Raw genomic sequence first — 14471 nt, 5'->3', positions numbered from 1 at the left:
CAGCCCTTCTTATAACTGTCCGGGGTTGATCCCTCTGGCCCGGTAGACAAAGGCCAGAATTTCGGCGACGGCGCGATATAAATTCGACGGAATTTCTTTTCCGATATCGACCAACCGGTACAGCGTTCTGGCCACCAGCTTATTTTCGACCACCGCCACTCCATGATGACGAGCCAGTTCGCGAATACGCTCCGCGATAAAGCCAGCCCCCTTGGCCACCACGAACGGAGCGGCCTTTTGGGTGGCGTCATACTTCAACGCTACCGCCAGGTGCGTGGGGTTGGTGACCACGACATCGGCGGTCTTCACCGCCGCCATCATGCGTTTCTTGGCAAGATCGCGTTGCGCAGATCGGATACGGCCACGGACTAACGGATCGCCTTCCGATGCCTTGTGCTCTTCCTTCACTTCTTCTTTGGTCATGCGTAGGTCACGGGACCACTCAAACCGTTGGTATATGTAGTCCACGGCGGCGAGGACGGCCAATGCGCCCACGACACCCGTCGCCACTTTTAGCGTGAGGTGCCCGGCCATTTCGATCGCCGCCGGCAGGTCGTAATCCATGAGGCCTGGTACCATGAGCAGATCGCGACGGGCGGTAAAGAGAGCCACCGCCATGATGATGGCAATCTTCACGAGACCCTTGACGAGCTCCATCACCGACCTGGTGGAAAACAGTTTGCCCAACCCCTTGAGCGGATTGAGCTTGCCGAAATTCGGCTGCAGCGCGTTCGGCCGCCACATAAATCCTGTTTGCGCCAGTGATGCGCCGGTCCCCATGAACAGCACGACGCCGAGAATGGGTAGAATCAGAATCATCGTCGTCACACTGATCTGCACGACAATGGTATGGATATGTTCAACCGTCAGCGCTTTCCAGAACGTTTCATCGAACGACAACGACAGCCCGCGCCGCGTCACGTCGGTCAATTGGCGCAGTCCGATCGGCACACCGATTGCCAGAAATCCGACCCCTCCTATAAGGACCGCCGCAGTCCCGACGTCGCGGCTCATGGCGACCTGTCCATCGGTCCGGGCCTGCGACTTACGTTTCTCAGTCGCCTCTTCTGTCCGGCTGCTCTTATCTGACTCTGACTCAGCCACGTCCGAGACTCCTCAGTAAAGCTTCAATCGTGAGCTGGAGCTGTTCGAACTCCGACCCGATTAAGGCGACCGTAAAGGGCATTCCGAGACTGAGGACGAGCAATCCCCCGGCAATCGTAATAGGGAAGCTTAAGACAAAGACCTGGACTTGCGGAACAGCGCGACCGAGCAAGGCCATAAGGACATTGATGAGCAAAATCGTAATCAGCCCCGGCGCGGCCAATTTCATACCGATCGTAAACATTCGCTGTGACAGCAGGAGAATCTCTTCTCCCAGGTGCGAGGAGAGATGGGCGCCGAACGCCGGGATGGCCTCATAACTGTGGATGATGGTCGCCATGGCAAATAGGTGCGCATTCAATGAGAGGAAGATCAACGAGGCCAACATGGTGAAGAACTGCGCGATCATCGGAGTTTGGTGAGAGGTTGTCGGGTCGAACAGATGGACCGCCCCGAACCCCATTTGAATACCCAGCAGCTCGCCGGCCACCTCCAATGCGCCGAACATCAACCGCACCGCCAGGCCGATGGTGACGCCAATCGCCATCTCGCTGAGCATGCCACCGACCAAGATCATGGGATCGAGCGACAGGGTAGGCATCGGTATCGACGGAGCCAGCATCAGGCTCAGCGTCAGCACCAGGCCGAGCTTGACCTTGACAGGAATCGTCCGTCCGCTGAAGACCGGCAGCGCGGCCAGCAGCCCTCCAATGCGGGAGATCAGGACAAGAAACGCCTGGAACTGCGGAAGAAGGATGTGAATGGTCTGCGTCAGTCCCATACCGTCCTAGCGAATGTAATCAGGAATATTGGTCAGGAGATTCGTCATGAAACTCGTCATGATGCCCAACATCCAGGGTAAAAAGACGAGAATGGCGCCGAAGAGGGTTAAGACCTTGGGCACAAAGCTCAGGGTCGGCTCATTCAACTGTGTCATCGCTTGAAAAGCGCTCACGGCCAAGCCCACCAGCAAACTCAACCCCAAGATGGGGGCCGAGACCATGAGGGTCGTTTCCAACGCCTGCCGTCCGAGTTCCGTGACTAATTCCGGTGTCATAGGATTACTGGAAGCTCCTTACCATTGAGCCGACGACGAGATACCATCCATCGGCCAGGACAAATAAAATGAGTTTGAACGGCAATGAAATGACCGCCGGCGGCAAGAGCATCATGCCCATCGACATGAGAATGCTGGCCACCACCATGTCCACGATCAGGAATGGGATATAGATCAAGAAACCGATCTGAAAGGAGATACGGAGCTCACTGAGAATGAAGGCCGGGATGACGACATGCGTCGGTACATCCGCGAGCTTTTCCGGTTTCGGGATCTTGCTGAGCGTAATAAACAGCTCCAGGTCCTTGTCCCGGAGCTGGCGCAACATGAATCCTCTGACCGGTTCGATACCTTTCTTCCAGGCATCTTCATAAGAGAGCTGTTCGGCCAAGAGCGGTTGCAACGCTTCGCTGTACACTTGCTGTCCCACAGGGGCCATGATGAACATCGTGAGAAACAAGGCGAGCGCCAGCAGGACTTGATTCGGCGGAACCGACTGCGTCCCAAGGGCCTGGCGGAGGAACGAGAGGACGATCACGATCCGCGTAAATGACGTGACCATGATAAAGAGGGCCGGCGCCAGCGACAGCACCGTCATGAGGATCAGAATCTGAATGACGACGGCCGTCTGCTTGGGCGAATCCGATCCCAGATCGATGCTGACCGAGGGACCCGCTGCCCAGACCGGCTCCGGCGCCGCCAGCCCCAGGCCAAGAAGGATCAGAATTCCCATCAGCATGAGCCTGGTCCACGACGTTGCCACCTGCGTCAGGCTATACATGCGGTCCGCCTTGCTTTCCCTGCCCGAATACGTTGGCCACATGCTGCCACCAGTCAGCCGACAGAAGGTTGTGAGGAGAGATTCCGCACGACGTACCGGTCTGACCGGAGGCTGATACGAGGGTCGCCAGATGCTCTGTGGCTTCGATACGACCGAGCGGAATCAACGTCTCTGACGTCACTCCGACGGCAAAGTATTGACCGGCAATGGCCACGAGGGCGATCGATTGTCGTGGGGCTAGGTAACTGTTCGCGATAACCTGGATGAGGGGCGTGCCACCGGGCGTGCCGATGCGTTGCGAGAACACTCGCCGGGCAACCCAGGCGACGGCTCCCATGAGAAGCAGGACCGTCCCCAACGCCAAGATTGTTCGGCCCATGCTGTCCCACACGTCAACCACGGTATCGCTCCCCTATTGCTTAGGCCAGCTGCTTGACACGTTCCGCTGCGCTCACCACATCGGTGAGCCTGATACCGAACTTTTCATTCACCACCACCACTTCGCCTTTGGCCACCAGCTTATTGTTCACCATGACCTCCATCGGTTCCCCGGCCAACTTATCGAGTTCGATGACCGAGCCCTGCGCGAGCTGCAAGAGGTCGCGAATGGCCATCTTCGTCGAGCCGACATAGATGGATACCTTCATCGGAATATCGAGGATGAAATCGATATTCTTCGTCTGTTCCGCCACCGCGGTGTTCGTCACCGGCGGAAACGAGGCCGGCGTTGCGGCGACCGGCTCCTGAGTCGTGGTGTCAGCGGATTGATTGGCATCGTCGTCAGCCATACGGTCGTCTCCCCTACGTACGAGTTAAGTCAGCACCTTCGTGACGCGACAGGCGTGATTCCCCTTAAATACCCCAGGGCTTCCCAGAAACTTGAGATAATCCTCGACATAACACTCCAACGGATCACCGGGGCGCTGGTCCAGCATCACCACATCGCCGGGCGCGAAATTCAGCACGTCCTGGACGGTGACGGTGGTGGAACCGAGCTTCACGGCGATCGGCAGTTCGCACTCGTGGATCAAGTCGCGGAATTTGCTGTTCCAGGATCCATCCTGTTCCAACTGATCCGACACCAGCCCCGAGTAGAGCTTTTCCTTAATGGGTTCGAGCATCGAATAGGGATACACCACGAACAAATCCCGCGTGGTCTCGCCGATGATGACTTGCAGCGTCACCACGATGACGACCTCTGAGGCCGTCACGACCATGGCAAATTGGGGGTTGCTCTCGGAGCGCACATAGTCCACTTTCACCGGCATAATCGCCTGCCAGGCTTTCTCAAGATCGGCGAGCGCCAGCATGAGCAGCTTCTTGATCATGCGTATTTGGACGGCTGTAAAATCACGCCCCTCCGGCTTCACATGAGTTTGTCCCTTGCCGCCGAAAAAATAATCGACCAGGAGGTAGACCAGAAAGGCATCCATCACAAACAGCCCGCTGCCTCGCAGGGGAGCCATGTGAAAGACGTTGAGGGACGATGGCATCGGAATCTTTTTCAGAAACTCGCCGAATTTGATCACCTGCGTTCCGACCACCACAAATTCAATCGCTTCGCGCAACACGCCGGTCCACGCCACGGCCTGGCGTCGGACAAACCGGTCGTTAATCATCTCCAGGGTCGGCATGCGTCCCCGGATAATGCGTTCCTGATTGAGGAGATCGTACCCCTTCACGCCGGTGGTCGCTTCAGCCGCAGCTTCCGCCGGTGGCGCTGTTTCGACCTCGCCGGAGACCACGCCGTTCAACAGCGCATCGATCTCATCTTGTGAAAGAATCTTTTCCATAGTCTTCGATCTACTGGACGACGAAATCCGTAAAGTAGGCGGTTTTCACGCCTGGCTTAGGCAGCAGGCCGTTGATCCGCTGGGTAATCTCATCGCGGAGTTGGAATTTGCCTTGCGGACTCCGAATCGACGTAGAGTCTTTGCTCGACAGCAACACCAGGATGGTGTCGCGCAATTGAGGAATGCGAGCGGCGAGATTCGCCGAAACCCCTTCATTCTCCACCTCTAACTTAATAGTCATCTTGAGGTAGCGGATATCCGGCGCGTCGGCGAGATTGACAATGAACGGGTCCAGATCGAACACGACGCCTGGCGCAGCTCCGGCGGCGCCCTTTCCGGCCGGTTCGCCATGTCCCTCCGACTTGGCTACGGCTTCTGTCTTATGTTCATCCCCTGCCTCTCCTCCTCCGCTACTGTGACCGCCCATGAATTTCACGATCACAAAAGCGCCGCCGAGTCCGGCGACGAGCGCCGCGGCGACAACGATAATGAGAAGCTTAATAGGAAGCGCGGGCGCCGGTGCTGCAGGCTTGCCTGCTTCTGGGGTTGCTGCTGGTTCGTCTGACATGGAGACCTCCTCAATTCGCACGCACAATTGTCGTCACAGGGGTTTGTGCAATGGATATGCCATCTGAGATTGGGTCGCTCGTCATGGAGTTGGCGGACAACTCCACGCCAAATGCAGGTGATGAGTGGGCTATTCGGAAGAAATGATCAGAAGACCGCCCGTGAGGAGCCGGTCCCTTGACGCTGTCAGAAATCTGACGGTGAAGTGAGGTGAGGCCCCGTGGCCTGCTAGTGCTCTACGGGAGATTCAAGAATAGAAAGAGGGAGAGGGAAGCCGGGGTGAGTTCTTGTAGGAACTCACCCCGGCAGAGGCGTGCTATTTACCGTTTCAAATTCACGAGTTCTTGAAGGATTTCGTCTGACGTCGTGATGACGCGGGAGTTAGCCTGGAAACCCCGTTGCGCGGCAATCATATCGATGAAGCTTTGACCGAGATCGACGTTCGAGAGCTCCAGTGAATTCGCGAGCACCCGTCCCAGGCCCGCACTATCCGGAGAGCCTGTGACCGGCTGGCCGGAATTTCCTGATTCGGCGAAGGTGTTCTTGCCGGTCCGGGTCAAGCCGATCGGATCCGGGAACCTCGCAAGAACCACCTGAGCCAACGCGCGCAGTTGTCCATTGGAGAACCGGCCGCTGATGGTGCCGTTCGTATCGACGCTAAAGGCCTGAAGAGATCCGGCGGCATACCCGTCCTGGGTCTGCTGGACCAATGCGGAAGTGGAGCCGAATTGCGTCGATCCGGTGAGGCCGTTCCCTCCGTCCGTAATGACGCTGTCGCCGAAATTGAACGCTATGAGCTGGTCTTGCGTGGCTCCGACAAAGTCGATCTGAAGTTCTCCCGCTGTGGTTCCCACTGTCCCCGCGGCTGTATTCGTATCGAACCGAATCACCGGCCCTTCACGCTGTAGTGTCCCATCGGTCCCGAACGTCAATGTTCCGGCTCCGACTCGAACGATTCCGAGTGTCGAATCGATATTGCTGGAGTGGTAGTTAGCCGTATTGATATCAACGGTGGGTGACACCACATTATAATTCCAGGTGTTCGCTCCGACCTTGGTGAAATAGGTGGTCAGCAGATGGTCGTTTCCCAGTGAGTCGTAGACGGTGAGCGATGTGGTGAAGTTGGACGTGCCGACTGGATCGCTCACATTGAAATCTGTGCCGGTGGTTGAGGCGCCCGCGAGCATGTTCAAGTTTGCAGCCAGCGTGTTGGCGCCGCTGGCGGCGACCACCACAGTACTGGTATTGGTGGCTACATCGTTGGTTGTGCCCGAGATACCGGATCGGAATGTAAAGATATTGCTGGCGCCCACTGTGGCTTCAAAACCATCATAGGCCGATTGCAAGTACGGGTTCGTTGCCGTCAAGCTGCGCACGGCGCTCTGGATGGCGCTGGCGAGCGCCGACCCAGTCAGGCCGTTCGCAACCGTCACGGTCTGGACTCCATCGCCGTTCAGATTGATGGTAAAGGCATTATTGCCGGCTGCCGAGGTCGTCACCGAAGCGGACGATCCGATAATGTTGGCTCGGATGCCGGTCGTCGGCGTGCCGGAGTTCAAGTTGGCGGCCAGTAGTGCCGTGGTCGTGGGGTTTGGCGACGCCGTGGTGGTCGGCAAGGCGATGTCCCCGATATTGCCGGTAATGGTCCCGGTCGTGTCAGCGAGGAACCCCTGCAGTTTGAATCCGGTCGGGTCAACCACGACACTGTCTTTGTTCAAGCGGAAGAGGCCGTTCCGTCCATAGAACGTCCCGTTCTGCGCATCTTTCATGACAAAGAACCCGTTGCCGTCGATCGCCAGATCGAGCACGTTTGAAGAGGTCGCCAGCGAGCCCTGGGTGAAATCCCCCTGCACGGAGGTGAGGGCCACACCGATTCCGGTCTGCACTGAACCTGACCCTCCCGAGATCGAGGAACTGATCAAGTCGGCAAAAGTCGCACGACTCCCCTTGAACCCGACAGTGCTGAGATTGGCGATGTTGTTACCGATGACCGACAACGCCGTGCCGTTGGCATTGAGACCGCTGACACCGGCAAACAGGGACGACAGAATACCCATGGATCAGACCCTCCTTTGTAGCAAATGCTCTCTTGTTCGATTTATCGCAGTTCAATAATGTCTTTGCGGTCGATCACAAAGTCCCCGGCGGCAAGCTGCGGGGTTCCATTGACCATCCGCACACCGGAGATTTTCAAGATGGAACTCGGGGCCGCGATGACCGCTCCACCTTTCGCGTCCTTTGCCAGGACTTGATACTGATAGGTTCCGTTCGGCATCGCTTGACCGTTCTGATTGTGCCCGTCCCACTGTACTTCCTGCTTGCCGGCGCTCTGTGTACCCAAGTCGAGAATGCGAATGGCCTTTCCCTGCTTGTCCTGAATGGTCACCCGCACGGTGGTCGCTTCGCGCTCCAACGCGTAGGTGAGTTTTGCCGGTCCGTTGTTCAAGTCAATAAGCGAGCCTTCGACCTGCACGTTGCGCCCAATCATCGGCAACAAGGTGTACTGCATCGAATCCGTTTGTTGCGCAATACTCTTTTCCAACAGTTGGACTTGCTTGGTGCTCTGGTCCAACTGACTGAATTGGGCCAACTCCGCAACAAACGCAGTATTGTCCATCGGCTTCAGTGGGTCCTGATTCTTCAGCTGCGTGACCAAGAGCTTGAGGAAATCGTTCTGGCCCAGTTGTTGGTTCCCGCTCAACGCGCCGGCGATCCCGCCGCTCGCTGGGGTCGTGACACCGGGGGTCGTTTGTGATGTTGCTGGGGTAATGGTTGCCATAATCCGATTTCCTTATCGCTATGCCACAAGATTCAACATGCCGCGGCGCGGGGCAGTGTCGCGCGCCGCCTCTTCACGCCCCGGTCCTGAGTTCCGCCCTTCTCCCTGTGGCGTATGGCCATGAGACTGTCCCTGGGATGTCGGCTCTTGGAAGGACCGTCCGGCGCTCTGGCGATCAATGTCGACCTGGAATCGCCCCAGATCCAATCCTGACGCGTTCAACGCTGACTGCAGTCGGTCTTGCCCATTCATCAGATACTGTCCTAACTCGTTCCGCTCTGATACGAAATGCGTGTGCACGGTATCCTGATTGACCGCGACGCGAATATTCACCCGACCCAGATCGGCTTGAGAAAGCTCTAGCATCATCGACTTGGTCTGGTTCGTTGAAGGGCCTGGCATCCAATCGGTCGGTTGAACAGGAAGAGTTGGCGTCGCAGGCTGGGTGTCGGCGGGAAGCTTGGCCGAAGGCGCGGAAGAAAACGCCCGGTGATCCACCCCGTTGGTCATCAGCGAGGAGTGTGATGGCGTCGCCGGCGCAGAGACCTCCGGCGTAGCGGACTGTGCCATGGCCTGATCTGCCGCCTGGCGTTCGCGATGGTCGCGGCCGGACCATTCCATCCCGCGTTCATCATCCTGCTGTGTGGGCTCCTGCCAACCGGTCGAGGGAACCGCCAGCCGACGAGACACTACATCTTCTTTAGGTTCAGGGGCCTGTTGTGCCGGAATCGGGCGCTCCAGGACAACTGGTCGATTGTCTTCTGGCTGCTGAATCTGCTCGGCTGCGAGCGCTTTTACGGCATTCGGATCATCCCGCACTTGAGAGCGCTGATCATTCGGCTGGACCATGAACTCAGTTTGCACCTCACTGTTCGATGAAGCCTGCGGTCGTTCATCACGGGTGAGCGGGAATGTCGATTTCTCCTGCTGAAGATGGCGAAGGTCCTCGGGAGTCGGCTGAACCGGACTCCTCAACGTGGCATCCTGGTCCGTCGAAGCACTCTGCAGCATGTTCGTATCGTCAGCAGCGAGAAGGCCTGTCCCTGCTTGAATGGCTGTCGTGGGGTCTGCGGGCTTCCCCGTCATCTCTTTCTTCTCGATCTGTGGAAATGTGGAGGAGTCCGCCGCCGTGACCGGCAACGATGTCCCGTCCTCCATGACAGAAGGCATCACGGACTCCACGGGGTTGTTCGTCTGTTCATCCGATAAGGTCTGCATCATGGCCGTCCCCTCGGTTTCGGCAATGGGCTGGGCGATCAGAGCGAGTAAAACGCTTTGGGTCGTCACATCGGGCAATGGCGATGCGGTGACGGCATCGGAGTCGTGCCGGGAAGGTTCAGCCGACCTGTCGCCCGCCTGTTCATCCCTGGCTGCGCCGGAGGCCGGCGATGCCGTTGTTGTGGGCGCCGACTCGTCCGAAGACATGGGGACATCGGTCTCGTCGCTCTCTGCCTGGCTGCGCCCCATCTCGTGACGCGGCTCCTTAGCCGTACGAACCTCACGCAATTCAGACGAGAACGATTTGCCGGATCCGGCTGATTCTCGTTTGCCTCCCCCTTGTCCTGGGCGAGGAGCGCTCTGGGTGCCGGAGGCGCCGGATGTACCGGGAGTGGTGGAAGAGGCGATCTGAGGTAGTTGAAGGTCCATCATGGCTTCAGGTTTCCCTATGATTGTCAGATGACACGCACCGGCATAGTTCAAGCCTCGTGCCAGTTCGCCTCACCGAAAACTCTGCGCCAATTGATCGAAACGAACGGGGCGTGCTGACCGGGTCTCAAGGAGGAGGAAAGAACTTCCTATCCTGTAGGCAAGATGCATCCACCTGCGGGCGGAGAGGCCTAGGGGGCTTGAACGAGCAACTGCTCGGTGAGCTTTGCGGCCCGTTCCACACGGACCTGAGCGAGAATCGCTCCGGCGGTCTTCGGCTTGACGATGCGGAGAATTTCGATCGCCTTGTGTTCCGGCATCTTTTCGAGTCTGGCTGCGGCTTCTTCGGACGGCATGGATTCGTACATCTTGGCGAGCTGCGCCTGGCTTTGCGTCTTCTGATCCTGGGCATGCTTGGAGTACAGAGCTTTTCGATCGGCGATAAACTGGTCCTGCTGGACTTTCTGCTCCGTCGTTTGTTTCTGATGCAGTCGCCGAGACTCTTCAAGCTTCTTCTGCATCGCTTCATTCCGCGTAAGAATCCCCTCCAGTTCCGTCTTGAGGGCGAGGAGACGTTCTTCTTCTTGCCGGATGACGGCTTCACGGCGATCGAGATCCTTCTTACGCTGATCTAACATCTCGATGATTTCTCGTGGCGTCTCGATTGCCGGTCCTTGCGTGGCAGATGCGGCCGTCGTGTCGGCAGGCGTTTCGGCCCCCCCGGCAGGTCCCGGCGAGGTCGACGAGGCTGCCGCAGCCGCCGGCTTCGCCGGTTTCGGCTGCGGCTCAGACGAAGCCTGACCAAGCTGCACCATCACCCACAGCAGAAAGACCGATCCGGTGACGCCTCCGGCCAAGGTCCAGAGATTGGAGCGCCGCGCTGACACTCCCGGAGCCGGTCGAGACTGCACGACATGCCGGAATGTGATGCGATCTGAGACTGCACTCGCGGGTCTCTGTTTCATGACAACGCATCCCCCTGGCCGGCAAAGCGATGATGGGCTGACTCATCCGTCGCCAGTTGCTCGCGGCGACGCAGTTCCGTTTGTGCCGCCTCCCGGTACCGCGCGATCAGGCGATCCAATGTGCGGCGATCCTGGCTCGCGGCCACCAGCTTGGTGCGGGCCTCGTCCCATTGCAGTTGCCAATGCGCCATGGTTCGACGGGCCTGCTCCGTTGCGGACGCCTGCGCTTCAAAGCGGGATTGCCACTGCAGCAATTGCTCAATCGTCAATCCTCGGCGAGTCTCCTCATGGTACCGTTCTTCCTGCAGCCGCTGGTCGTCCGCCAAGCGTGCAAGCGATTGTTCGGCCTGGAGAAGTTGCTGAGTCACCTCTGCGAGCTCCATTTTGAGCTGCTCCTCGACTTGGACACGATAGTGCTGCAGTGATTGTACGCTCATGTCTGTTGTGCCAAGGTCAGAAGGTCCTGTCTCGACGAAGCGAAATCAGCCGGTTGTTCAACCGCCTGACGGAGAAACCCGTTGATGGCGTCTTGTCCCCGCACGGCCCGATCCAGTGCCGCATTCATCCCCTGCTTATAGGCGCCGAGAAGAATAAGATCTTCAGATTGCCGATACCTCGCCATCAACTCGATCGTTTGGCGCGCCGCGGCCTCATGCTCACGCGTCACAATGTCGCGCATGACGCGGCTGGTGCTTTGGAGCAGGTCGATGGCCGGGAAGTGGTTTTGCGCCGCGAGGGCGCGCGACAGCACGATATGTCCATCCAAGATAGAGCGCACCGTATCCGCAATCGGGTCGGATAGATCATCGCCGTCCACGAGGACCGTATACAGCCCTGTAATCGTGCCGACTCCGGGTCCCGTCCCCACCCGTTCTAATAGCTTGGGCAGCATGGCGAATACCGACGGCGTATAGCCTTTCGTCGTCGGGGGTTCGCCGATCGCCAACCCCACTTCTCGTTGGCTGTAGGCCAACCGAGTCAGTGAGTCCATCATCAGAAGGACCTGCCGCCCTTGATCGCGAAAGTATTCCGCAATGCAGGTGGCCACAAGGGACGCCCGCAACCGAACCATCGGCGGTTGGTCCGATGTGGCCACAATGACGACCGATCGCTTCAGAGCCTCCGCTCCCAGATCGCGTTCAAGAAACTCGTTCACCTCACGCCCGCGTTCGCCGATCAGCGCGATGACATTGACATCCGCTTGCGTATAGCGGCTGATCATGCCGAGCAAGACGCTCTTCCCGACGCCCGATCCGGCGAAAATCCCGACTTTTTGTCCGCGCCCGCAGGTCAGGAAACCATTGATCGCCCGCACGCCCAGATCCAAGGGGGTCGTGATCCGGTTCCGAGAGAGCGGATTCGGCGGACTCGTCCGGAGTGGGTAGTGCGCCTGTGCGACAAGAGGGCCTTTGCCGTCTAACGGCTCCCCCAATCCATTCAAGACCCGTCCGAGCAGGGCCGGTCCCACCGCGAGTCCGGCCGCTTGACCGGTCATCGCGATGCGGCTCGAAGGTCCGATCCCTTGCATTTCCCCAAGCGGCATCAGCAAGACACGATCCCCTCGGAAGCCCACCACCTCCGCCGGAATCACTCCTTTGCCGTCTTCTCTCGTAATGTGACAGATATCACCAACGGTCGAGCGGGCGCCGGTTCCTTCAATGACCAGACCGACGGCCTGAGCCACGCGGCCCGTAATATCCAATGGTTCAACCTGATCAAGCAGATCACTGAGCGACATGTGATCCTCGTGCGCGAAGCGCTTCGCCTAGTCGAGTCAGTTGCGTATCGAGCGACGCGTCCACCACGCGGTTGGCCGTCTGCACGATACACCCCCCCCTGGACAGTGTGATATCCGGCTCAATATGAAGCGAGAGCGTGAGATCGCCGACCTGGCTCAATTCGCCCCGCAGCGCTTCGAGCGTTGCGGCGTCGGCGGGATGCACCGTGATCGTCACTCGGCCGGACTCTTTCAACGCCGCCAGCGCCGTCTTGGCCTGCGCCACCACTTGTTCTTTGACCTGGTCGGCGCGGTCGTGAAGGACTTTAGTCGCGATGTGAAAAGCCAGGCTCACCACTTCTTCTTCCACCGTTTGATGCAAGGCCAACCAGGCTTGATCGAACTTTCTCACGGCATTCGAGAGGACCGTCCGTTCATGGCGCCGGCGCTCCTCGTCTCGGGCGCAGGCGCGGCGTTCGCCTTCGGCAATGCCGCGTTCAAATTCAGTGAGTCCGTCTTGGCCCCGTGTCACACCGTCTTCGCCGAATGATTGCAACACCATACTTTGCACGCGCAACCCGCCGGCTCGCACGACGGCGTGTTTCAAGACCGTGTTTTCCGCGCGCAATGCATGCAGTTCGAGCAACCGTCGAGCGGTCATCAGCACGACATCATTCTGAATCGGCTTCATGAAGAATTCGGCGGCGCCGGCTTTCATCGCCCGTACGGCCAGCTCGACGCTCGGCGACCCGGTCATCACGACGCTGATGACTCGCTGGTCACAGGCCTGGATCTGCTCCAATAGCTGAATCCCATCCATATCGGGTAATGTCACATCGACCATCACGAGAGCCGGCGGGGCTTGTTTCACCATTGCCAGCGCTTCTCCGGCGGTCCCGGCGACACGAATGGCCACTCCTTCCGATCGAAAGAGCTCGACAAAGAGATTCCGTATGATCTCATCGTCATCGACGACGAGAATGGAACCATGTAGTTTCGGAGACCCCGTCGCCGACGGCGCCGACGCTCTCGCAGGAAGTGAGACGCTCGTAGCCATTTACAGCATCTCCTCGCCGGCTCCGGCGACCACGATGCGGCCTTCTTCTTCCAGCTTGCGGCAGACTTTGAGGATGTTCTGCTGAGATTTCTCCACATCCGTAATCTTGACCGGCCCCTTGGACTCCATGTCGTCCTTGAGCATCTCAGCCGCCCGGCTCGACATGTTCTTGAAGAATTTCTCTTTAATATTCGGGTTGGCGCCACGAAGTGCCATCGGCAGATCTTCTTTACTGATTTCCTTCATCAATTCCTGCATGCCGCGATCATCGAGCTTGATCAGATCGTCGAAGACGAACATCAGGGCTCGGATGGCATCGGCCAGCGGCTGACTCTTCTCCGCAATTTTGGCCATGATGTTGCCTTCGGTATTCTTGTCGAGCCGGGTCATGATGTCGGCCATCATCTCCGTCCCACCCAGCGATTGAGCCCGCATCCCGGTGTTCGACAACAGCGCTTCCTGCATCGTGTTGCTGAGTTCCTCCAAGACGTCGGGTTGGACCTCTTCCATGGTCGCCAGCCGCAAGGCGACATCGCCTCGCAGGAACTCCGGCAGTTGGGCGAGCAACTGACTGGCTTGCTCACTCTCCAGATGCGCCAGAATGACGGCGATGGTTTGGGGATGCTCGATTTTGATCATGCTAGCTAACGATTTGGCTTCAACCCACTTCAACGCTTCCAGGCCGGGATAGGATTTCCGCGTCATCGATTCGATGATGGCTTTGGCCTTTTCTGGTCCCAGCGCCTTGATTAAGACACTGCGGATATATTCGTTCCCCTTGAATTGCACCTCTCCCGTCGCACTCGCACTTTCGAATTCAGAAATCACCACCTCTTCATCTTCTTTTGAGATGTTCGCGGTCCCATTCATGTAATGTCCAAGCTTCTTGATCTCTTTGGGATCGAGTTGCTTCATGACCTGGGCCGCCGCTTCTTCTCCGATGGCTCGAAGCAAAATCGCGGCCTTCTGTTCGCCGGACATCTGTTTGGGTTCACCGGCCATGG

At 58.2% G+C, this 14471-nt stretch carries 16 protein-coding genes; all 16 read right to left on the bottom strand.

The features are described from left to right. Nucleotides 1–9: 9 nt before the first annotated feature. The 16 genes from flhB to fliG all read right to left on the bottom strand — a co-directional run bounded on the left by flhB (nt 10) and on the right by fliG (nt 14469). Entirely contained in the window at nt 10–1104 is a 1095-nt protein-coding gene (gene flhB, locus Q7U39_07270; GenBank protein ID MDO9117738.1) for a flagellar biosynthesis protein FlhB, read from the bottom strand. Next, nucleotides 1097–1885, bottom strand: a complete 789-nt coding sequence (fliR, locus tag Q7U39_07265) for a flagellar biosynthetic protein FliR (protein ID MDO9117737.1) — start codon at nt 1883–1885, stop codon at nt 1097–1099. The genes flhB and fliR overlap by 8 nt, the downstream gene beginning before the upstream one ends. Before the next feature lie 6 nt (nt 1886–1891). After that, entirely contained in the window at nt 1892–2161 is a 270-nt protein-coding gene (gene fliQ, locus Q7U39_07260; protein ID MDO9117736.1) for a flagellar biosynthesis protein FliQ, read from the bottom strand. Nucleotides 2162–2165: 4 nt separating this feature from the next. Next, a complete protein-coding gene (fliP, locus tag Q7U39_07255; protein ID MDO9117735.1) occupies nt 2166–2942 on the bottom strand; it encodes a flagellar type III secretion system pore protein FliP in 777 nt (258 codons plus the stop codon). Continuing rightward, nucleotides 2935–3321 carry a flagellar biosynthetic protein FliO gene (locus tag Q7U39_07250; GenBank protein MDO9117734.1) on the bottom strand — a complete coding sequence of 129 codons (387 nt, stop codon included), beginning with the start codon at nt 3319–3321 and terminating at the stop codon, nt 2935–2937. Before Q7U39_07250 ends, fliP begins: the two co-directional genes overlap by 8 nt. 40 nt (nt 3322–3361) lie before the next feature. After that, on the bottom strand, nt 3362–3730 hold the full coding sequence (gene fliN / locus Q7U39_07245; GenBank protein ID MDO9117733.1) for a flagellar motor switch protein FliN: 369 nt from the start codon (nt 3728–3730) through the stop codon (nt 3362–3364). Nucleotides 3731–3754: 24 nt separating this feature from the next. Next, nucleotides 3755–4735 carry a flagellar motor switch protein FliM gene (gene fliM / locus Q7U39_07240; GenBank protein ID MDO9117732.1) on the bottom strand — a complete coding sequence of 327 codons (981 nt, stop codon included), beginning with the start codon at nt 4733–4735 and terminating at the stop codon, nt 3755–3757. Between the two features lie 10 nt (nt 4736–4745). Then, entirely contained in the window at nt 4746–5303 is a 558-nt protein-coding gene (locus Q7U39_07235; protein ID MDO9117731.1) for a flagellar basal body-associated FliL family protein, read from the bottom strand. Between the two features lie 319 nt (nt 5304–5622). After that, the gene (locus tag Q7U39_07230; protein MDO9117730.1) at nt 5623–7359 is read right to left on the bottom strand and encodes a flagellar hook protein FlgE; all 1737 of its coding nucleotides are present in this window, start codon (nt 7357–7359) and stop codon (nt 5623–5625) included. A gap of 41 nt (nt 7360–7400) precedes the next feature. Next, on the bottom strand, nt 7401–8081 hold the full coding sequence (locus Q7U39_07225) for a flagellar hook capping FlgD N-terminal domain-containing protein (GenBank protein ID MDO9117729.1): 681 nt from the start codon (nt 8079–8081) through the stop codon (nt 7401–7403). Between the two features lie 18 nt (nt 8082–8099). Then, nucleotides 8100–9548 (bottom strand): flagellar hook-length control protein FliK, encoded by a 1449-nt coding sequence (locus tag Q7U39_07220; protein MDO9117728.1) that lies wholly within the window; start codon nt 9546–9548, stop codon nt 8100–8102. A gap of 371 nt (nt 9549–9919) precedes the next feature. After that, on the bottom strand, nt 9920–10693 hold the full coding sequence (locus tag Q7U39_07215; GenBank protein MDO9117727.1) for a hypothetical protein: 774 nt from the start codon (nt 10691–10693) through the stop codon (nt 9920–9922). Continuing rightward, on the bottom strand, nt 10690–11130 hold the full coding sequence (fliJ, locus tag Q7U39_07210) for a flagellar export protein FliJ (GenBank protein ID MDO9117726.1): 441 nt from the start codon (nt 11128–11130) through the stop codon (nt 10690–10692). The genes Q7U39_07215 and fliJ overlap by 4 nt, the downstream gene beginning before the upstream one ends. Then, complete coding sequence (locus Q7U39_07205) at nt 11127–12431, bottom strand: FliI/YscN family ATPase (GenBank protein ID MDO9117725.1); 1305 nt, start codon at nt 12429–12431, stop codon at nt 11127–11129. The genes fliJ and Q7U39_07205 overlap by 4 nt, the downstream gene beginning before the upstream one ends. Then, the gene (locus Q7U39_07200) at nt 12418–13467 is read right to left on the bottom strand and encodes a F0F1 ATP synthase subunit delta (GenBank protein ID MDO9117724.1); all 1050 of its coding nucleotides are present in this window, start codon (nt 13465–13467) and stop codon (nt 12418–12420) included. The genes Q7U39_07205 and Q7U39_07200 overlap by 14 nt, the downstream gene beginning before the upstream one ends. Then, entirely contained in the window at nt 13468–14469 is a 1002-nt protein-coding gene (fliG, locus tag Q7U39_07195) for a flagellar motor switch protein FliG (protein ID MDO9117723.1), read from the bottom strand. Nucleotides 14470–14471 lie beyond the last annotated feature (2 nt).

The sequence above is a fragment of the Nitrospira sp. genome, from assembly GCA_030653545.1.
GTDB lineage: Bacteria > Nitrospirota > Nitrospiria > Nitrospirales > Nitrospiraceae > Nitrospira_D.
This window is presented reverse-complemented; position numbering and strand designations above follow the sequence as displayed.

Excerpts from the sequence above, each read along its gene's own strand:
- fliR (MDO9117737.1), bottom strand. The coding sequence starts at position 1,885 with ATGGGACTGACGCAGACCATTCACATCCTTCTTCCGCAGTTCCAGGCG.
- fliQ (MDO9117736.1), bottom strand. The coding sequence starts at position 2,161 with ATGACACCGGAATTAGTCACGGAACTCGGACGGCAGGCGTTGGAAACG.
- fliP (MDO9117735.1), bottom strand. The coding sequence starts at position 2,942 with ATGTATAGCCTGACGCAGGTGGCAACGTCGTGGACCAGGCTCATGCTG.
- Q7U39_07250 (MDO9117734.1), bottom strand. The coding sequence starts at position 3,321 with ATGGGCCGAACAATCTTGGCGTTGGGGACGGTCCTGCTTCTCATGGGA.
- fliN (MDO9117733.1), bottom strand. The coding sequence starts at position 3,730 with ATGGCTGACGACGATGCCAATCAATCCGCTGACACCACGACTCAGGAG.
- fliM (MDO9117732.1), bottom strand. The coding sequence starts at position 4,735 with ATGGAAAAGATTCTTTCACAAGATGAGATCGATGCGCTGTTGAACGGC.
- Q7U39_07235 (MDO9117731.1), bottom strand. The coding sequence starts at position 5,303 with ATGTCAGACGAACCAGCAGCAACCCCAGAAGCAGGCAAGCCTGCAGCA.
- Q7U39_07230 (MDO9117730.1), bottom strand. The coding sequence starts at position 7,359 with ATGGGTATTCTGTCGTCCCTGTTTGCCGGTGTCAGCGGTCTCAATGCC.
- Q7U39_07225 (MDO9117729.1), bottom strand. The coding sequence starts at position 8,081 with ATGGCAACCATTACCCCAGCAACATCACAAACGACCCCCGGTGTCACG.
- Q7U39_07220 (MDO9117728.1), bottom strand. The coding sequence starts at position 9,548 with ATGGGGCGCAGCCAGGCAGAGAGCGACGAGACCGATGTCCCCATGTCT.
- Q7U39_07215 (MDO9117727.1), bottom strand. The coding sequence starts at position 10,693 with ATGAAACAGAGACCCGCGAGTGCAGTCTCAGATCGCATCACATTCCGG.
- fliJ (MDO9117726.1), bottom strand. The coding sequence starts at position 11,130 with ATGAGCGTACAATCACTGCAGCACTATCGTGTCCAAGTCGAGGAGCAG.
- Q7U39_07205 (MDO9117725.1), bottom strand. The coding sequence starts at position 12,431 with ATGTCGCTCAGTGATCTGCTTGATCAGGTTGAACCATTGGATATTACG.
- Q7U39_07200 (MDO9117724.1), bottom strand. The coding sequence starts at position 13,467 with ATGGCTACGAGCGTCTCACTTCCTGCGAGAGCGTCGGCGCCGTCGGCG.
- fliG (MDO9117723.1), bottom strand. The coding sequence starts at position 14,469 with ATGGCCGGTGAACCCAAACAGATGTCCGGCGAACAGAAGGCCGCGATT.